Annotated in this window: 15 protein-coding genes; 8 read left to right on the forward strand and 7 right to left on the reverse strand. The window is 55.3% G+C overall.

Features of this window, described 5'->3' with window-relative positions; all coding sequences use genetic code 11:
- The first annotated feature begins 102 nt into the window (after nt 1-102).
- Complete coding sequence (locus tag MWU61_RS15885) at nt 103-924, forward strand: ABC transporter permease (RefSeq protein WP_247129423.1); 822 nt, start codon at nt 103-105, stop codon at nt 922-924.
- A complete protein-coding gene (locus MWU61_RS15890; protein ID WP_247129425.1) occupies nt 921-1,550 on the forward strand; it encodes a hypothetical protein in 630 nt (209 codons plus the stop codon). Before MWU61_RS15885 ends, MWU61_RS15890 begins: the two co-directional genes overlap by 4 nt.
- On the opposite strand, the gene bluB is transcribed toward MWU61_RS15890, so the two are convergent.
- A complete protein-coding gene (bluB, locus tag MWU61_RS15895) occupies nt 1,529-2,152 on the reverse strand; it encodes a 5,6-dimethylbenzimidazole synthase (protein WP_247129426.1) in 624 nt (207 codons plus the stop codon). The two genes, MWU61_RS15890 and bluB, sit on opposite strands and share 22 nt — an antisense overlap.
- A gap of 295 nt (nt 2,153-2,447) precedes the next feature.
- On the opposite strand from bluB, the gene dnaK reads away from it, so the two are divergent.
- The 3 genes from dnaK (at nt 2,448) to radC (ending at nt 6,397) form a co-directional block, all read left to right on the forward strand.
- Nucleotides 2,448-4,361 carry a molecular chaperone DnaK gene (gene dnaK / locus MWU61_RS15900; RefSeq protein ID WP_247129427.1) on the forward strand — a complete coding sequence of 638 codons (1,914 nt, stop codon included), beginning with the start codon at nt 2,448-2,450 and terminating at the stop codon, nt 4,359-4,361.
- 77 nt (nt 4,362-4,438) lie between these two features.
- Complete coding sequence (gene dnaJ / locus MWU61_RS15905; protein WP_247129428.1) at nt 4,439-5,593, forward strand: molecular chaperone DnaJ; 1,155 nt, start codon at nt 4,439-4,441, stop codon at nt 5,591-5,593.
- Nucleotides 5,594-5,650: 57 nt separating this feature from the next.
- On the forward strand, nt 5,651-6,397 hold the full coding sequence (gene radC / locus MWU61_RS15910) for a DNA repair protein RadC (protein WP_247129429.1): 747 nt from the start codon (nt 5,651-5,653) through the stop codon (nt 6,395-6,397).
- On the opposite strand, the gene MWU61_RS15915 is transcribed toward radC, so the two are convergent.
- The 3 genes from MWU61_RS15915 to secA all read right to left on the reverse strand — a co-directional run bounded on the left by MWU61_RS15915 (nt 6,382) and on the right by secA (nt 11,759).
- Nucleotides 6,382-7,956, reverse strand: a complete 1,575-nt coding sequence (locus MWU61_RS15915; protein ID WP_247129430.1) for a phosphate ABC transporter substrate-binding/OmpA family protein — start codon at nt 7,954-7,956, stop codon at nt 6,382-6,384. The two genes, radC and MWU61_RS15915, sit on opposite strands and share 16 nt — an antisense overlap.
- 11 nt (nt 7,957-7,967) lie before the next feature.
- Nucleotides 7,968-8,936 carry a hypothetical protein gene (locus MWU61_RS15920; protein WP_247129431.1) on the reverse strand — a complete coding sequence of 323 codons (969 nt, stop codon included), beginning with the start codon at nt 8,934-8,936 and terminating at the stop codon, nt 7,968-7,970.
- Nucleotides 8,937-9,035: 99 nt separating this feature from the next.
- On the reverse strand, nt 9,036-11,759 hold the full coding sequence (secA, locus tag MWU61_RS15925; RefSeq protein WP_247129432.1) for a preprotein translocase subunit SecA: 2,724 nt from the start codon (nt 11,757-11,759) through the stop codon (nt 9,036-9,038).
- A gap of 186 nt (nt 11,760-11,945) precedes the next feature.
- On the opposite strand from secA, the gene MWU61_RS15930 reads away from it, so the two are divergent.
- The 3 genes from MWU61_RS15930 to mutT are packed head-to-tail and all read left to right on the forward strand — an operon-like array spanning nt 11,946 to nt 14,401.
- Nucleotides 11,946-12,791 (forward strand): peptidylprolyl isomerase, encoded by an 846-nt coding sequence (locus tag MWU61_RS15930; protein WP_247129434.1) that lies wholly within the window; start codon nt 11,946-11,948, stop codon nt 12,789-12,791.
- A complete protein-coding gene (gene argJ / locus MWU61_RS15935; protein ID WP_247129436.1) occupies nt 12,792-14,006 on the forward strand; it encodes a bifunctional glutamate N-acetyltransferase/amino-acid acetyltransferase ArgJ in 1,215 nt (404 codons plus the stop codon).
- Nucleotides 14,003-14,401, forward strand: coding sequence for an 8-oxo-dGTP diphosphatase MutT (mutT, locus tag MWU61_RS15940; protein ID WP_247129437.1), 399 nt, complete (start codon nt 14,003-14,005; stop codon nt 14,399-14,401). The genes argJ and mutT overlap by 4 nt, the downstream gene beginning before the upstream one ends.
- Nucleotides 14,402-14,414: 13 nt before the next feature.
- Here the strand turns inward: mutT and MWU61_RS15945 are convergent, their stop codons facing one another.
- The 3 genes from MWU61_RS15945 to MWU61_RS15955 form a co-directional block, all read right to left on the reverse strand.
- Entirely contained in the window at nt 14,415-15,581 is a 1,167-nt protein-coding gene (locus MWU61_RS15945) for a YHYH protein (protein ID WP_247129439.1), read from the reverse strand.
- Nucleotides 15,582-15,698: 117 nt separating this feature from the next.
- Complete coding sequence (gene infB, locus MWU61_RS15950) at nt 15,699-18,197, reverse strand: translation initiation factor IF-2 (protein ID WP_247129441.1); 2,499 nt, start codon at nt 18,195-18,197, stop codon at nt 15,699-15,701.
- Complete coding sequence (locus MWU61_RS15955) at nt 18,187-18,843, reverse strand: RNA-binding protein (RefSeq protein ID WP_247129485.1); 657 nt, start codon at nt 18,841-18,843, stop codon at nt 18,187-18,189. Before MWU61_RS15955 ends, infB begins: the two co-directional genes overlap by 11 nt.
- Nucleotides 18,844-18,853: the final 10 nt, after the last annotated feature.

Genomic DNA, 18,853 nt, shown 5'->3' on the forward strand with positions numbered 1-18,853 from the left:
TTCTTCGCCTTATGCTTCACAGGTAATAAGACTTCAAGAATTACGTGCTATATCGCTATATCAGCGACCATTCACGCGGCACATTAGGCAGGATCGCAAGGTATGTTCCATGTAGAGACCCGACAAACGCGGTCACGCACGATTTTCGGCATGCTAGAACTGATCTATCATGCCACCGTCCGTGAGGTCCGCAAGGATCACCGCAATGCTTTCATGGGCTTGATCATGAACATGCTGCAAACGGTCATCTTTGTGATGACGTTTTTCCTGCTGTTCATGTTTCTTGGGATGCGCGGCAGCGCCATTCGGGGTGATTTTCTGCTGTATATCATGTCGGGCATTTTCCTGTTCCTGACCCATACCAAAGCAATGGGGGCCGTTGTCGGTTCAGAAGGCCCCGCATCCCCGATGATGCAACACGCGCCGATGAATACGGCCATCAGCATTACGGCAGCGGCCCTGTCATCGCTTTATCTGCAAACACTGTCTTTGGTGACGGTCCTGTTCATCTACCATGTCGCCGTAACCCCCGTCGTCATCGACAATATGATCGGCGCCTACGGAATGGTGCTTGTGGCTTGGATTTCCGGCGTCGGTGTCGGGATGATGTTTCTGGCAATCAAACCTTGGCTGCCCGGCTTCGCAACGATTGGGTCCAGCGTGTATTCCCGCGCCAATATGATTGCGTCGGGCAAGATGTTTGTGGCCAATTCCTTGCCGTCATCCATGCTGGTTCTCTTCGATTGGAACCCGCTTTTCCACGCGATTGATCAGGCACGCGGTTTTATCTTTCTGCATTACAATCCGCATTTCAGTTCTTGGACTTATCCGCTGTATGTCAGCGCCGGTCTGGTGATGATCGGGCTCATGGCAGAATTCTACACACGGAAGAACGCATCACTCAGCTGGAACGCCGGACGATGATCAAGCAGATCGCGTTTGCCATTGTTTTATGTGCCAGCCCCGCCATCGCGCAGGACTTTCCGGCACATTTTGTAACCGATGGGGTCGCGGCTAATGATACATTGAATATACGCGCGATGCCTGACGGGACGTCGGATATCATCGGGGAATACGGCCCTTACACAATGAACATTGAAGTGATCCGGATTTCCAACGACGGCAAATGGGGCCTTGTTGGGCTAGGCGAACAGAACGGCTGGGTCGCAATGCGTTTCCTCACGTGGTCGGATCATCAACAACCTTACGAATTCCCGCGCCCTATGTCGTGCTTTGGGACCGAACCGTTCTGGTCGCTAAACGTGACGGTGCGCGGCGACGAATATCACGCGATGGGCGAAGACCGGCGCGATCTCAATATGATCCGCGAAAACGCGGGGCCAAACGGCGCAATTGCAGTTTTTGAAGAAGGACCGACCTTAAACCGGACCCTTATCGTTCAAAAGGCTACTGCAACGACGGCATGTCTGACCGCGAATTTGGGTGGAAAGCGACGCTGTTTAACGAAGCGCCCGACGGAAACGGGGCGCAATCAGGCTGCTGCACCTTGGACGCACACCGTTAGTCGCTATCGAACATCCCATGATTGACGCGTGTCTTCCTGCCATCCTGTTTCGTGCAGTAAAGGCGTATCTGAGTCAGATGCCGTGTGCCCCAAACACAGATACCCCGTGAAGGACCAGTCCTTCGGCACATCCAAGGTCGCCGATACAGCAACCGGATCGAGGATCGACACCCAACCAAGCCCGATATTATGCGCGCGCGCCGTCAGCCACAGCGTATAGATCGCCATGACCGTGGAATACGACAACGTTTCTGGCATCGATTGACGGCCAAGCCCGCGGCCTTCCTGAACAGACATGTCAGTGAAAACGGCTAGGTGAACGGGCGCTTCACGCAGGCCAGCCAATTTCAACGCAAAGTAATCCGCCTGTTCGGCCGGCGTGTAGTCCATGGCAGCCGCAGTGTTGCTCGTTTCAAAGTTCGCGATGATTTCAGCACGCAGGTCAGGGCTTTCCACCTGTATCACCCGCCATGGCCGTGCGTTCCCGACGGACGGGGCGTGGGCCATACTGTCCTGCAAAACTGCGAGCAAATCTGGATCAATTGGATCACGCCGAAAATGGCGGACATCGCGCCGCCATTTTAGAATGTCATACAACATCGCCACATGGCTTTTCGTCAGTTTCACATCGGCCCCCTCGGTCACACGCCCCCTGAATACAATTACATGCGCCGCGACAACAGCCCAGCCAGCCTTAACCATTCGATTACAATTTCGACTAAACCGCCACATCACCCGTAAAACTTGCAAATTGGTACGTTTTATCCCCCTTCCACTGCTTGCAGCCCCCAAAACGCGTCCCTATATACCGTTCGATCACAGAGCAGGGCATGTCCTTGAACTGAATCAGTTTTAATCAGGCGCGGGTGCCGTAAGCGGGTTCGCGCTGCTCAAACCGCCTAAACGTAAGGGATTTGATAAAATGGCCAAAGTCATCGGAATTGACCTCGGAACCACCAACTCTTGTATTGCGATCATGGACGGGTCAAAGCCCCGCGTGATCGAAAACGCAGAAGGCGCGCGTACAACGCCGTCTATCGTTGCGTTCACAGACGACGAGCGCCTTGTAGGCCAGCCGGCAAAACGCCAGGCCGTCACAAACCCAGAAAACACAATCTTTGCTGTAAAGCGTCTGATCGGCCGTAATGTCGACGACAAAGCACTGGCAAAAGACAAAAAGAACATGCCGTTCAACGTCGTTGACGGTGGGAACGGTGCTGCTTGGGTCGAATCCAAGGGTGAGAAATACTCTCCTTCTCAAATCTCTGCCTTCATTCTTGGCAAGATGAAAGAAACAGCTGAATCATACCTTGGCGAAGATGTGACACAGGCGGTTATCACCGTTCCTGCGTACTTCAACGATGCCCAGCGTCAGGCGACGAAAGACGCCGGTAAGATTGCTGGCCTCGAAGTGCTGCGCATCATCAACGAGCCGACAGCGGCTGCGTTGGCTTACGGCCTCGACAAAGAAAACACGCAAACAATCGCGGTCTATGACCTTGGCGGTGGTACATTCGATGTGACCATCCTTGAGATCGACGACGGCTTGTTCGAAGTGAAATCCACCAACGGTGACACGTTCCTCGGCGGTGAAGACTTTGACATGCGCATCGTTGATTACCTCGCAGGTGAGTTCAAGAAAGAGCACTCTGTTGATCTGACCCAAGACAAGATGGCGCTGCAGCGTCTGAAAGAAGCTGCTGAAAAAGCGAAGATCGAACTGTCATCGTCTTCACAGACAGAAATCAACCAGCCGTTTATTTCTATGGGGTCTAACGGTCAGCCGTTGCACATGGTGATGAAACTGACACGTGCGAAACTGGAAAGCCTTGTTGCTGACCTGATCAAAGCGTCCATCAAGCCATGTCAGGCTGCGTTGAAAGACGCCGGTCTGTCCACATCCGACATCGACGAAGTCGTGTTGGTTGGTGGTATGACACGGATGCCACGCGTTAAAGAAGAAGTGACAAAGTTCTTCGGCAAAGAACCACACCAGGGCGTGAACCCTGATGAGGTTGTTGCGATGGGTGCGGCCATTCAGGCTGGTGTTCTGCAAGGTGACGTGAAGGACGTTGTTCTTCTCGACGTGACCCCGCTGTCCTTGGGTATTGAAACCCTTGGTGGTGTGTTCACACGCCTGATCGACCGGAACACAACGATCCCGACGAAGAAATCTCAGGTTTTCTCGACTGCCGAAGACAACCAAAACGCCGTGACACTGCGTGTGTTCCAAGGTGAACGCGAAATGGCTGCGGACAACAAAATCCTCGGTCAGTTCAACCTCGAAGATATCCCGCCAGCACCACGCGGCATGCCGCAGATCGAAGTGACGTTCGACATCGACGCCAACGGCATCGTGTCTGTTGGGGCCAAAGACAAAGGCACCGGCAAAGAACAGAACATCACGATCCAAGCGTCCGGTGGTCTGTCTGACGACGATATCGAACAAATGGTACGCGACGCCGAAGAGAACGCAGATGCCGATAAGGCACGCCGCGAACTCGTCGACGCCAAGAACCAAGCGGAAAGCCTGATCCATTCGACTGAAAAGTCAATGGAAGAGCACAAAGAGAAAGTCGATCCGACAACAATCGAAGCCATCGATCTGGCGATTGCTGCGCTGAAAGACGATCTCGAAGGCGACAACGCGGACAAGATCAAGTCTGGCATCCAGAACGTTACCGAATCTGCGATGAAGCTGGGTGAAGCGATCTACAAAGCGTCACAAGACGAAGAAAACGGCGAAGAAGACGTCAAAGGCGCTGACGAAGCTGGCGGCGACGACGACATTCTCGACGCAGACTTCGAAGATCTGGACGGCGACAAGCGTGACTAAGCCCACGGGCTAAACGATTGGGCCGGTCCGTTTGCTAAGCGGGCCGGTCTTTTCCGTTCCCAAGGGGGATTATGACTATGGCAAAACGTGATTATTACGAGACGCTCGGCGTGTCCAAAGGCGCGTCTGAAGCTGAGATCAAAAAAGCCTATCGCACAAAGGCGAAGGAACTGCATCCCGACCGCAATTCCGACAATCCAAACGCCGAGGCGCAGTTCAAAGAAGCGAATGAAGCTTACGACGTTCTGAAAAACGCCGAGAAAAAAGCAGCGTACGACCGTTATGGTCATGCAGCTTTCGAAGGCGGCATGGGCGGCGGCGGCGGCGGCGGCGGTCCACGCGGTGGCGGTCAGGGCGATTTTGCGTCGGCCTTCTCTGACGTGTTCGACGACCTGTTCGGTGACATGATGGGCGGTCGCGGTGGCGGCGGCGGACGGGCACGCGCCCAACGCGGCAACGACCTGCGGTACAACCTGCGCATCAACCTCGAAGATGCGTTCAAAGGCATGCAGAAAACCGTAAACGTTCCGACAGCTGTTGGCTGTGATGAATGTAACGGCACTGGCGCCGAAGGCGGGTCCGAACCTGTTACATGTCCGACCTGTTCAGGTATGGGTAAAGTCCGTGCGCAGCAGGGTTTTTTTACCGTTGAACGCACCTGCCCGACATGTTCCGGCATGGGTCAGACGATCAAGAACCCGTGCAACAAATGTCACGGTCAGGGCCGCGTCGAGAAAGAGAAATCTTTGTCGGTGAACATCCCTGCTGGCGTTGAAACCGGCACACGTATCCGGCTCGCTGGCGAAGGCGAAGCAGGTATGCGCGGCGGTCCAACCGGCGATTTGTATATCTTCATCGAAGTGAACGACCACGAATTGTTCGAACGCGAGAACACCAACCTGTTCTGCCGCGTCCCTGTTTCGATCACCAACGCCGCTTTAGGTGGCGAGATCGAAGTACCAACAATCGACGGTGGCCGGTCACGCGTGAAGATCCCAGCCGGTTCACAATCTGGTCGCCAGATGCGTCTGCGCGGCAAAGGTATGCCTGCCCTGCGTGGCGGTGGCCAAGGCGACATGTTCATCGAACTGGCGGTCGAAACACCCGTGAACTTGACAACCCGTCAGAAAGAAATCCTGCGGGAATTCGACGAAATCGCAGCAGAGAACAACCCGGAAGGGTCTTCGTTCTTTAAATCTGTGAAATCGTTTTGGGATGGAATGAAGGGTTAAGGCGCATTGCCTTAACCGTTAACTTCGCCTTCACCAGAATCATTACAAGCTTCGGCAATGTCACACTTTGCCGAAGCCCGTACCCTTTTTGATGATGACGTTCAGGCCATCCTGCCTGCGTCAGAACGTGTCTCACCTTACATTGGCGATCACCGCAAACACTTGCGCGATCGTTTCGCCGTAGGTGGTGCGTCAGCGATGCTGGATTTCGAAATGCTCGAATTGATCCTGTATCGCGCCATTCCGCGTCGGGATGTACGCCCCATCTGTTTTGAACTCCTCGACACCTTCGGCGACTTTAACAGGGTGGTTTCAGCCCCCATTCATCAGCTGTTGAAAGTGCATGATGTGACCCGCAAAGCCGCATTAGAGATCAAGATGATCGAAGCTGCCGCACACCGCTTGTCTCGGGCAAAGATCATGCAGCGGCCCGTTCTATCGCATTGGGACGCCTTGATTGATTACTGCCATACGGTGATGGCGCATCGTGATACGGAACAGTTTCGTGTGCTTTATCTGGATACACAAAACACTGTCATCGCGGATGAAGCACAGGCGCAGGGCACCATTGATCACGTTCCTGTCTACCCCCGCGAGGTCGTCAAACGCGCACTTGATCTTAATGCGGCTGCCTTGATCCTTGTGCACAATCACCCGTCCGGTGATCCAACGCCCAGCCAAGCGGACATCGACATGACGCAACAGGTTGTGAACGCGGCAGAGGTGCTTGGCATCACCCTGCACGATCATGTCATTATCGGCCGATCACGCGAAGTGTCGTTCAGGGTTCAGGGTTTGCTTTGATCGACCCATAATTCGACACGGCGGTTCATCTGTCGTCCCCACTCTGTGTCGTCGCAACCCATGGGCAAGGCTTCACCAAAAGCTTCGGTTTCCAACGTAACGGCCTCTGGCCATGTCCCCAACGCGGCGACCAAAGCACGCTTCACAGCCTCGGCACGCGCGCTCGATAGTTCCCTGTTTGGGGCCGGTGCCCCGCGTCCATCACTGAATCCCACCAACATCAAGCTTTGCCCGTCAAATCGGCCGTCGCGGATCGCCTGTCCCAGCGCCATCATATTGGATCGCGATTGCGCGTCTAACCGCGTTGATCCCACCTCAAACCGGAAACTCGTCGACAACCGCGTGCGCGGCATCAGCACGCGGACCATGCGTTGCAGTTCACCCAATGGGATGTCGGTGCCTGCCTTCAAGATTGCGTTCGCAAAACGTTGTCCTTGGGCATCAAGCGGAATGGGCACTGCACCCTGATCTACAAAACCCGCACGGCGCACGACCAACTGCGCTTCTGGCCCGCGCAACCACGCCAGAAAATCACGAACAATCTGCGGCTGCCGTCGGTCTGGTAGATATAAAAACAACGGTTCGGTCAGTGGGTAATCTTCGGTCTTAAGCGTCGTGGACACGGGGGTTGCTGTAAAATCACAGGCGTCTCGCAGTGCCAAGGGCTGCGTGTTACCCGTCTGGCCAAACGGCAACATCGCAATGCTTCCGGGGACATCTGCAACAGCATCACGCACTGCCGAAAGATCGGCGTGCCGCGTGATGTCTTCGGCAACGGTTCCGCCATCGGGCCTAACGATCCGGTCAACGAAGAACTGCATCTGCCCGTTTTCAACAGGCCCAAGGTGGCGTTGCACGGGCAAATCCGGACCACCAATGTCCGCCCAATTATCGACAAGACCACGGAACACCTGCGACACATCTTTCAGTGCGATTGCGTCAAGTTCCAACGAAGGATGCACGACGGGCACAAGCGCATCCAAACCGATAATGCGACTTTGTCGCGGTGATGTCAGATCACCCAAGCCGGCTTCCAACGCCAATTCAACCTCTTCGGGTCGTATCTCGCGGACCGCCAATGCCATGTCCGCCTCGAAGGCAATCAAATCGGCGAAGCCTTCGTCGGAATTCGTCACACGGAACGCAAAATTTGCCTGCACGCCATCCGTCGCGTCCACCAAATCCACAGTGAAATGAGACGCATCAATTTCGGTCAGGACAGATTGCCAACCGCGGGATCGCCCAAATGCCTCGACCAAAGCAGGCACAGCGACCTCAGACATCCGTGCGGACCCTGAAATGCGCACAAGCGGGACATAAGCATCTGGATCAGGACAGGCCGCGCCACCACAGGTGACCGACGCATAGCGCAGCGTCAAAGGGCCGTATTCTGTTCGCAGCTGCAGGAATTCACCGTCATAGCCGATGACATCACCCGTCAGAACCAGACCACCACCGTCAGATGTTACCGTGACAGGTTCTGCCAAAGCAGATGTCGCACAAAGAAAAACTGCGGCAAAACATGCCGCAGATTTCAACTTGTCTGTAAATTGGTTCAAACAGCGTCGCATCATCTTAGCGCGAGTGTCTGTTCCCCCAGTACCTTTTTCAACTCAAGAGTTGCACCAATCTCTTCACAGCTCGGAAGTGTGATACGGATGTCCTTAAATGCCAGATCAACGATGCCTGGGAAGACCGAAAAGCTTTCAGCGATCAGGTCTTGGCCGCAGTTCTTGTCTGTCACATGCGCCACGATGTTAATGTCGCGCATTCCGGTCGCGATATCTGTGTCGGCAGGAAAGGAATAAACTTCGGCAAACCGCGGGATTTCTCCGATGTCGTCCCCAAAATGATCCAGCATTACCTGGGTCCCTTCAGGGCCGTTTGATTGCAAATAACCCCCGTCATGACCTTCCCACTGAAACACGACGCGATTGTATTGCTGAGCTTGCGGCGCATAGGTCGACGCGGCAAGGCTTTTGCCATCTTCGAACGTGATAAAGAAAGTCGCGTCTTCGGACAAAGCCGGAACCGTCATTATCGCCGTACCGGCTGCATCTGCTTGGGCCGAAAAGGACAAACCACTGTGGTTCACCGTAAACGGCATGTCTGATCGACATTCTGACACAACAGTGACGATTACAGACCCTGTCGCATTCGGTGCTGTCACAGCAAGAATTTCACAATCTTTTGAAACGCTTGCACTGATTTGTGTTTGCGCAAATAGGCTTTGACCATCAACGTCATCAACATCTTCGACCAACGCAATCAGTTTAACGCTATCCGGATCAATCGGCAGGTTCGCCGTCGTTGCAATGCGCTGAGCGGCTGGTGCTTCAGGCTTCAACGTAAAGCTATCGGCTGTCGCCAATGGCGAATAATCGACGAGCAGAACAGGGTCGCGAATTTCGACGGGCAGATTGGCGTTGTAGCGCGCGGCATCTACATCGCCGTATTGCATGATAAAGCCGATGCCCAACGCAATCGCAAAAGTCGATGCGATGGTCGTTGCCTTTTTAACTCTCGTAAGACGCGACATGAGGTTGCTCCCGATTCCCACTTGGAAACAATAAGCACCTTGGTCGTGGCCCCAGCGCGACTGCGCGGGGGTTTTATCGTGACGGGATTATGGCTGAATTTAGCCTAATTTTCCGTGACAATGTTTAAATTTGTCACCAGAGCCACACGGGCAAGCGTCATTACGGCTTGGGTTGCCCCACGTATTTGGGTCATCTTCTACAAATCCGGGACGCGCGGCGTCTGGGTTTGTTGCAGCGCCCGCAACAGTCGCTCCCCCTGCAGTTGCGCCACCTGCGGCAGCAGCCGCTGCTGCGGCCTGTTGTTCGCGCATTTGGGCAACCATACGCTCCTGTTCTTCGGCGGTCATAGGTCGAATCGCACCCAGTTTTTGGGTCACATCGGTCCGCAAACCATCCAAGAGACGTTCAAACAGCTGGAAACCTTCTGTTTTGTATTCGTTCAACGGATCACGCTGGGCATACCCACGGAAACCAACGACGGATCGCAGGTGTTCCAATGTCAGCAGATGTTCACGCCATTTCGCATCAATCGTCTGCAACAACAGCTGCTTTTCGATGTTGCGCAGCGTTTCCGGACCAAAGGCTTCTTCCTTCTCGGTCATGTGCTTGTCGCTCTCGGCTTCAAGCCGCTCGCGCATGACTTCGTCGTCGACGCCTTCTTCCGCTGCCCATTTCATCACAGGCACATCCATGCCCAGATCACGGATGACAGCGGCGTACAGGCCTTCGGTGTCCCACTGATCCGCGTAAGATTTCGCCGGCATAAAGTCGTCGACCAGATCTTCGATAACCTGATAACGCATATCGCGCACTACTTCAGACAGATCGCTGTCTTCCATGATTTCGCGGCGCTGACCAAAGATCACCTTACGCTGCTCGTTCATCACGTCATCGTACTTGAGCAACTGCTTACGCATGTCAAAGTTACGACCTTCGACTTTCGCCTGCGCGCGCTCCAGCGACTTGTTCACCCATGGGTGCTCAATCGCTTCGCCTTCTTTCATACCAAGCGTCGACAAAACCTTGTCCAAGCGTTCAGACCCGAAAATCCGCATCAGATCATCTTCGAGCGACAGCAAGAACAACGACCGGCCCGGGTCACCCTGACGACCGGAACGGCCGCGCAGCTGGTTATCAATCCGGCGGCTTTCGTGACGTTCTGTGGCCAGAACAAACAGACCACCAGCGGCTTTCACCTTTTCTTCGGCGTCTTTATGTTCCGCCTCGATCCGTGCGCGTACCTCATCAGGGTTCGCCTCTGGATCTTCCGCCAGCGCCTGAACGACCTGCATCTCGACGTTACCGCCCAGTTTAATATCGGTCCCGCGACCCGCCATGTTCGTGGCGATTGTTACCGCACCCAGTTTACCAGCATCACCGATAATCTGCGCTTCTTGTTCGTGCAGGCGGGCGTTCAGCACGTTGTGCGCGATCCCCTCAGCAGTCAGCATCTGGCTAATCAGCTCTGATTTCTCAATCGACGTGGTACCAACCAGAACAGGCTGCCCTTTGGCATTCGCTTCTTTGGTCAGGTCAATCACGCCCTGATATTTCTCGCGGGCGGTCCGGTACACTTGGTCGTTTTCGTCCAAGCGGGCGATCGGACGGTTCGTTGGAACCTCGACCACGCCAAGACCGTAAATCTCTTTGAATTCGTCCGCTTCGGTCAACGCCGTACCAGTCATACCAGCCAGTTTGTCGTACAGACGGAAATAGTTCTGGAACGTCACAGAAGCTAGCGTCACGTTTTCCGGCTTCGGGTTCACGCCTTCTTTGGCTTCAATCGCTTGGTGCAAACCATTGGACAAACGACGACCGTCCATCATCCGCCCTGTGAATTCGTCGATCAGAACCACTTCGTCACCACGGACGATGTAGTCTTTGTCGCGCTGGAACATCTTGTGGGCTAGCAGGCCTTGGCTGACGTGATGCACCAGCGTCGCGCTTTCCGGATCATACAACGTCTGACCTTCAGGCAGTTGACCCATCTCGGTCAGGCGCTTTTCAATGAAATCGTTGCCTTCGTCATTAAACGTCGCCTGACGGGTCTTTTCATCCAGCGTGTAATGATCGTCCTGCACTTCAGGGATCAGCTTGTTGATGTCGATATACATCTGGCTGCGGTCCTGCGCGGGACCAGAAATAATCAGCGGTGTCCGTGCTTCATCGATCAAGATCGAATCGACCTCATCCACAATCGCAAAGTTGTGGGCGCGTTGCGACATCTGGGACAGTTCAGACTTCATGTTGTCGCGCAGGTAGTCAAAGCCAAGCTCGTTGTTCGTCGCAAACGTGATATCAGCGGCGTAGGCTTCAATCTTTTCGGCTTCCGGCTGTTGCGGGTAAATCACGCCAACAGTCAGACCAAGGAAGTTATAAACGTTCGCCATCCATTCAGCGTCACGCTTGGCAAGGTAATCGTTCACGGTGACGATATGCACACCTTTGCCAGTCAACGCATTCAGGTAGGCCGCAAAGGTCGCGGTCAGGGTTTTACCTTCACCGGTCTTCTGTTCGGAAATGTTGCCCTGATGCAGGAAAATCCCGCCCATCAACTGTGTGTCAAACGCACGCAGACCAAGCGCACGACGCGCGCCTTCACGACAGTTAGCAAACGCTTCCGGCAGCAGATCATCCAGACTTTCACCACCCATGGCACGTTGCGCCAGGCTTTCTGTCTTTTCCTTGATCTGCTCGTCAGTCAGTTTTTCGAACTCAGGCTCAAGCGCATTGATCTTCGCGACCAGCGGGCGAACCGATTTCACTTTACGATCATTGGCGGTGCCAAAGACTTTTTTGGCGACGGTTCCTAAACCAAGCATGTATTCTCCGGTGGCGCAGTGACGCCTGTCTAACATCGAATTGAGAGGAGGTCGCTTGTAGCCCCTGAACAGGCCACCTACAAAGGGCCAAGACCAGCCCCCTCAGGGTCTTTCATTGATCTAAGGTCGGGGTTGAACAGTGTCAACGTCGCGCACCCGCGCGGCGCATCAAGGGATCGTTTTAGAATGAAACATGTAACATTTTTGGGGTCTGCGGCGCTGATCGCAGCGTTGGCGGCACCGGTTGCAGCACAAGAAACCACTGCGGATACCGTTATTGCCACCGTTGGCGAGACAGAGATCACATTGGGCGAGATGATTATCGCACGCGCACAGCTGCCTCAGCAGTACCAGTCTTTGCCAGCTGACGTGTTGTTCGAAGGTGTTCTGGAACAGCTGATCCAGCAACAACTTTTGGCAGATGCCGTCGAAACGGCCCCTGCCCGCGTCGATTATGCATTGCGCAACGAACGCCGTTCCCTGCTGGCTGGCGAAGAAATCGACGCGCTGTCTGTGGCATCCATGACGGATGAAGCGGTCCAAGCCGCCTACGACGCGAAATACGAAAACGCAGAATCCGAAACCGAATTCAACGCAGCCCACCTGCTTGTTGAAACGCTGGAAGAAGCTGAAGCTGCCAGAGCCCGCATTGATGCAGGCGAAGAATTCGGCGAAGTCGCAAAAGAAGTCTCAACCGGCCCAAGCGGTCCGAACGGCGGCAACCTTGGTTGGTTCGGCGCAGGCCAAATGGTCACCCCGTTTGAAGATGCGGTCATGGCGATGGAAGTCGGCGGCGTGTCCGATCCAGTTGAAACCCAATTCGGGTTCCACGTGATCAACCTGATCGAAAAGCGCGTCAAAGAAGCACCTGAATTGGACGCTGTCCGGTCCGAACTGATGGCAGAAGTCCAAGAAGCCGCAATTCAAGCACGGCTCGCTGCGTTGACCGAAGCCGCAGACATCGTGACGCCGGAAGAAGGCACAATCGATCCTGAACTTCTGGGCGACCTGTCCCTGCTGGAGCCAAAATAAATGCCATTGTCCCCGCTGGCCCCTGCGGCCTTTCCTGAACTGCCCGTCATTGACGGCGTGACATTCGCAACTGCGGAAGCGGGGGTGAAATACAAAAACAGGGCCGACGTGATGTTGGCCCTGCTGACGCCCGGCAGCACCATCGCCGGGGTCTTTACACGATCAGCCACGCGATCTGCGAATGTGCTCGACTGCCAAGAAAAACTCGGCGGTGACCAAACAGGACCTGCCGCGATCTTCGTGAACTCCGGCAATTCCAATGCATTCACGGGCAAGGCCGGCACGGGATCGGTGAATGCCATCTCTGATGCCATCCAAAGCACCACAGGGGTGGCATCAAACCGCGTCTTCACGTCCTCTACTGGCGTGATCGGTGAACCGCTGCCGCACGACAAGATCATCGCGAAAGTCGACGAACTGCACACAGCGCAACACGCCTCCGGCCTGCACGATGCTGCTCGCGCAATCATGACGACCGATACCTTCGCCAAAGGGTCAACGCGGCAGATCACCATCAACGGCAAAACCGTGAACATCGCAGGCATCGCTAAAGGATCCGGCATGATCGCGCCTGATATGGCGACAATGCTGGTCTACATCTTCACCGATGCGGCGATTGGCTTCGAGGCGCTGCAATGGCTGCTGACCGAACAAACCAACAAGACCTTCAACAACATCACCGTCGATAGCGACACTTCGACCTCTGACACGCTTCTGGTCGGCGCAACGGGTGCGTCCGGCGTGGATGTTACGGGCAACGACGATTTCGCCGAAGCGCTGCACGCGGTTATGCTGGACCTATCGCATCAGGTCGTGCGCGACGGCGAAGGCGCGACAAAGTTCATCACCATCAACGTCACAGGCGCCGAGAACGACGCAGACGCACGCAAGGTGGCGATGGCGACAGCAAACTCACCACTCGTGAAAACCGCGATTGCTGGCGAAGACCCCAACTGGGGCCGCGTTGTAATGGCAGTAGGCAAATCTGGTGCAAAGGCGGATCGCGACCTACTGGCGATCAGTTTCGGTGATATCAAAGTGGCGGAAAACGGGTGGGTGTCCCCGACCTATTCAGAAGACGCCGGTGCCGCGTACATGAAAGGCGAAGACATCGCGATCAACGTCGATCTGGGCATCGGGTCCGGTACCAGCACAGCATGGACCTGCGATCTGACCCACGAATACATCCGGATTAACGCGGATTATCGGTCATGAAGACAGTCCTTGTATCCGCAGTCGCGCTGATCGACGTCGACGGGCGCATCCTTTTGGCCCAACGTCCCGAAGGCAAATCCATGGCGGGCCTATGGGAATTTCCGGGCGGCAAAGTCGAACAGGGCGAAACGCCAGAGGTCGCCCTGATCCGCGAACTGCAAGAAGAGTTGGGCATCGACACATGGGAAAGCTGCCTCGCGCCGCTGACCTTTGCATCGCATAGCTACGATGACTTCCATCTGCTGATGCCCCTGTTCGCTTGCCGCAAATGGAACGGCACACCGCAAGGGCGCGAAGGGCAAACGTTGAAATGGGTCTCATCGAAAGACCTGCGCGACTACCCAATGCCGCCCGCAGATATTCCGCTGATCCCAATTTTGCGCGACTGGCTCTAACGAACATGACACCTTACGGGCGCTGTGGCATCGCGGCCTGCAGGTCATCCAATGAAACGCCCAATGTCGTCGCGACCTGTGAAAGATCCGCATCACGTCCACCGGCTGCTTCCATCGCCGCAAAGAATGCTTCGCTCGTGACGCCAAGTTGCGCGGCGGCATCCTCAAACCCCGGTGGCATCCCACCGTTGTCACCAGGACGCGGCGGTTCATTCCGTCCACCGTCACCTGCGTTCTGGGCGCCAACGCCCGCCTCGGCGGTGGTGGTAAAGTTGCCTTCGGCTTGCACACCGATCAGACAGGGCGGCAAATTCGGGAACTCTGTGCCAGCGTGGTAGTGGTAGACACCATCGGGATATTCCTCTGTCTCCCTGACATGGCCCTGACATTCATCTAGATTAGTCGGCACTTCACCACCCGCATCTTGGCTGCCGTAAAGCGGGAAACCGTCGAAAGCGTAACCAAACATCGCGGCGCTGTCCTGCTCAAGATAGCAAGACGCTGCGACATCGACGGCATCATAAACAGCGTTCAAATCTGTTGATGTGGCGTGCCAGTGATACCAACCACCCGGATCAACATGACCGCCGCACGTATCCAGCGCGGGCATATGCCCCGTCTGTTGAATACTAGGTGCATCTGAAAAGATCGGCACGCCGTTCAGCGCCAAACCGATCTTGGACACTGTGCCAAGCGCAGTGCTTTTATCCGCGACAACGGGGGTTGTCGGGATCAGCATCGTCATCGTGACCGAAGCGTCTTCAGATACGTTAATGCAGGCATGGTCGTCTTCAGGTTGGGCCCTCGCGATGTCCGCGATATGCACCGTGCCGTCCTCGTCGTAAAACGTGTAGCCAAGGTTGCTGAGAAATTCAAAATACGCGCGATCAATGCGGTACAATCCTGCCTCGTCACCCGTCCAATCCCAGATACCCCCTTCATCGTCCAGTGTTGCGGGGCAAAACGGGCCAATATCCAGATCATCCGGAAGGTATTTGACGGTGAACTGCGCGCATTCGGACTGCGTTCCGTCTTCTAGTGTACACGCGACAATGTCTGGCTCTTGCACCAAGGCTTGATCGCTAATGCTGCCGGTATCGACGTGGGCCATTGCGATCACTGGCAGACAGGTCAACGCTGCGATCAGCGAAATATACGAGATATGGGAATATCGGATCATTGGGACACCTTTTGGTCAATCATACGTATTGAACGTAGCGCCAATGAATTTCCGCCGCCTCAAAATGCAAAAAGGCGACCCAAAGGGCCGCCTTTTCGAATGAATTCGGTCACCTGATTAGAGGTTCCGTTCGACCTCTTCACGCTCAAAGATCTCGATGACATCGTTCGCGCGGATGTCTTCGTAGTTCTCGAACGCCATGCCGCATTCCTGACCGGACTGCACTTCGGCAACTTCGTCCTTGAAGCGTTTCAGGGTCTTCAGCGTACCTTCGTGGATCACCACGTTGTCACGCAGCAGACGCACACCGGCAGACCGACGCGCCACACCTTCAGTGACCAAACAACCAGCAACCTTACCAACGTTAGACACCTTAAAGACGTCCTTGATGGTGGCATACCCGATGAAGTTCTCGCGGATTTCCGCAGACAACAGGCCAGATGCGGCGGCTTTCACATCGTCAACAAGGTCATAGATGACCGAGTAGTACCGAATTTCCACGCCTTTTTGGTTGGCCGTGTTCCGCGCCGTCGCATTGGCGCGCACGTTAAAGCCAAACACAGGGGCGCCGGATGCTTCGGCCAGACCGATGTCTGTTTCCGTGATCGCACCAACACCGGAATGCAGGACACGAACGCGGACTTCATCGTTACCGATTTTTTCCATCGCCTGAACGATCGCTTCGGCAGAACCCTGCACGTCGGCTTTCACCAAGATTGGCAGCTCGCTGATGTCCTCGTTCGCTTTCGCATTCGCCATCAACTGCTCAAGTGTAGTCGCCGCACCAGCAGCTGCACGTTTATCTTTCGCAGCTTTCTCGCGGTATTCAGCGATTTCACGCGCTTGGGCTTCGGTTTCTGTCACGTTCAGAACGTCACCAGCTTCTGGTGTACCGTTCAGGCCCAGAACCTCTACAGGAACAGACGGACCGGCTTCTTCAACGCGTTTGCCTTGGTCGTTGATCAGCGCGCGGACTTTACCCCACTGCTCACCCACAACAAAGATATCGCCGCGTTTCAGCGTACCGGACTGAACCAGAACCGTAGCCACAGGACCACGACCCACGTCAAGCTGGGCTTCGATCACCGCACCAGTTGCTGCGCGATCAGGGTTAGCTGTCAGTTCAAGAATTTCCGCCTGCAGGCCAATCGCCTCAAGCAGTTTGTCCAGACCTTGGCCCGTAATCGCAGACACTTCGACGTCCTGCACATCACCGGACATTTTCTCGACGATCACTTCGTGCTGCAACAGATCGGTCCGCACTTTGTCAGGGTTGGCACCCTCGCGGTCGATTTTGTTGATGGCCACGATCATCGGCACTTTCGCCGCTTTCGCGTGTGCAATCGCTTCGATTGTCTGAGGCATCACAGCATCATCTGCCGCAACAACCAGAACAACAATGTCAGTCACTTGCGCACCACGTGACCGCATCGACGTAAACGCCGCGTGGCCCGGTGTATCGAGGAACGACAAAAGCTGACCGCTTTCAGTAGTTACCTGATACGCACCGATGTGCTGCGTGATGCCGCCAGCTTCGCCAGCCACAACACGTGTCTTACGGATCGCATCCAGAAGGGATGTCTTACCGTGGTCAACGTGGCCCATGATCGTGATGATCGGGGCACGTGGCTTCAGATCTTCTGCTTTATCTTCTTCAGCCGTGATCACCTGTTCAACGTCAGCGTCAGAAACGCGGACAACAGTGTGGCCAAATTCTTCGATAATCAATTCGGCAGTATCCGCATCAATCGTCTGTGTTTGCGTGGCCATGATGCCGTTTGTCATCAACGCCTTCACAACGTCAGCAACACGTTCGGTCATACGGGCAGCCAATTCAGAAACGGTAATCGCTTCTGGCAGGGACACTTCGCGGTAAACCTTTTCACGCTCGGCAGACACACCCATCGCCTTGGCACGGGCGCGGTCTTGCTTACGCTTCATCGCAGCCATGGACCGTTGACGACCGCCTTCACCACCGCGCATCGCGGCGTTGACAGTCAGCTTACCAGAACGACGTCCGTCATTCGCGCCACCACGACCAGGCTTACCGCCTTTATTGTCACGGTTGTCGCGCTCGGGCGCTTTGTTGCGTGGGCCAGCGTTGCGAGCCGCACCAGATGGCGCATCATCCGCAGGGGTCGCAGCCGCGGCAGGTGCCGCTGCTGCGCGACGTGCATCAGCTTCGGCTTTTGCTTTTTTGGCAGCCTCTTCTTCGGCTTTTTGCTTGGCGCGCTCTTCGCGTTCACGGTCTTCCGCCTCTTTGGCTTCTTGTTCCGCACGGCGGGCTGCGCGTTCAGCAGCACGTTCTTTTTCTTCGGCTTCGCGCTTGGCTTGCTCTTCGGCTTCGCGGGCTTTCGCCATCGCGAGCGCCTTCATCCGGCGTTCGAGTTCGACATCAGAAATGCCTGCAGGACGTTTCGATGGGTCACCACCGATGGGCCGGCCGGTTGGGCCAGACGGCACAGGTTTACCCGCGCCAGGCTTGGGAACCACAACGCGCTTACGCTTTGTTTCCACCACGACGTTCTTTGTACGCCCGTGGCTAAAGCTTTGTTTCACGTTGCTTGGACGAGAACCGCCAAGACCAAGTGTCTTTTTGCCGTCGTTATCGCTCATTTAAATTCGTATCCTTCCCAAGGGCCGCTTTGCCCTTGCCAGTCTTTTGACCATCAATCCCGCGTAAGCCCGAAAGCTTTGTTGCATCCTCTACAACACGATTGCTGAGTCCACCAGTAGAGACCGCGCAATGTATTGCAGTTCCTCTACCAAAGGCCAAACCCAACTCTTGCGCGGTCAAGCATCCAAAGTAGCGAGCCCCCTCAGGGGTCCATAGTTTCGTTTTGCCCCGTTCGGAGCCATCAGAGGCCTGCATTAGAACGCGCACGTTCTCAGATCCAGCAAGCCAGCCTTTAACTTTTTCAAACCCACACACAGCACGACCGGCCTTACGTGCAAGGCCCAGCAGATCAACAACACGTTGGGCAAGCAACCGTTCAACATCGTCGATCAACGTATCCGATACGGTCACGGCTTGCTTTGCACTGCGGGCGAAATGACCCTTCCGCGCGTCTTCAAGAACCGCGCGATCCGCGGTGACATACATACCACGACCGGGCAGTTTACCCAAGATGTCAGGATAAACCGCATTGTCGGGGCCAACCACAAACCGGATCAATCCAGCCTTTGGTTGCACCTCTCCTGTGACGATGCACTTACGTTCCGCACCGTCGTCAGGGTTCTTATGTTGGCCACCACGCGCCATATTCAAGGTC

This window comes from Loktanella sp. F6476L (assembly GCF_023015725.1).
In the GTDB taxonomy this organism is placed as follows: Bacteria; Pseudomonadota; Alphaproteobacteria; order Rhodobacterales; family Rhodobacteraceae; genus Yoonia.

What these genes read in the sequence shown, in the direction of transcription:
- MWU61_RS15945 (WP_247129439.1), bottom strand. Translation starts at nt 15,581, where the DNA reads ATGATCCGATATTCCCATATCTCGTATATTTCGCTGATCGCAGCGTTG.
- secA (WP_247129432.1), bottom strand. Translation starts at nt 11,759, where the DNA reads ATGCTTGGTTTAGGAACCGTCGCCAAAAAAGTCTTTGGCACCGCCAAT.
- dnaJ (WP_247129428.1), top strand. Translation starts at nt 4,439, where the DNA reads ATGGCAAAACGTGATTATTACGAGACGCTCGGCGTGTCCAAAGGCGCG.
- MWU61_RS15930 (WP_247129434.1), top strand. Translation starts at nt 11,946, where the DNA reads ATGAAACATGTAACATTTTTGGGGTCTGCGGCGCTGATCGCAGCGTTG.
- argJ (WP_247129436.1), top strand. Translation starts at nt 12,792, where the DNA reads ATGCCATTGTCCCCGCTGGCCCCTGCGGCCTTTCCTGAACTGCCCGTC.
- mutT (WP_247129437.1), top strand. Translation starts at nt 14,003, where the DNA reads ATGAAGACAGTCCTTGTATCCGCAGTCGCGCTGATCGACGTCGACGGG.
- MWU61_RS15955 (WP_247129485.1), bottom strand. Translation starts at nt 18,843, where the DNA reads ATGGCGCGTGGTGGCCAACATAAGAACCCTGACGACGGTGCGGAACGT.
- MWU61_RS15885 (WP_247129423.1), top strand. Translation starts at nt 103, where the DNA reads ATGTTCCATGTAGAGACCCGACAAACGCGGTCACGCACGATTTTCGGC.
- dnaK (WP_247129427.1), top strand. Translation starts at nt 2,448, where the DNA reads ATGGCCAAAGTCATCGGAATTGACCTCGGAACCACCAACTCTTGTATT.
- MWU61_RS15890 (WP_247129425.1), top strand. Translation starts at nt 921, where the DNA reads ATGATCAAGCAGATCGCGTTTGCCATTGTTTTATGTGCCAGCCCCGCC.
- radC (WP_247129429.1), top strand. Translation starts at nt 5,651, where the DNA reads ATGTCACACTTTGCCGAAGCCCGTACCCTTTTTGATGATGACGTTCAG.
- MWU61_RS15920 (WP_247129431.1), bottom strand. Translation starts at nt 8,936, where the DNA reads ATGTCGCGTCTTACGAGAGTTAAAAAGGCAACGACCATCGCATCGACT.
- infB (WP_247129441.1), bottom strand. Translation starts at nt 18,197, where the DNA reads ATGAGCGATAACGACGGCAAAAAGACACTTGGTCTTGGCGGTTCTCGT.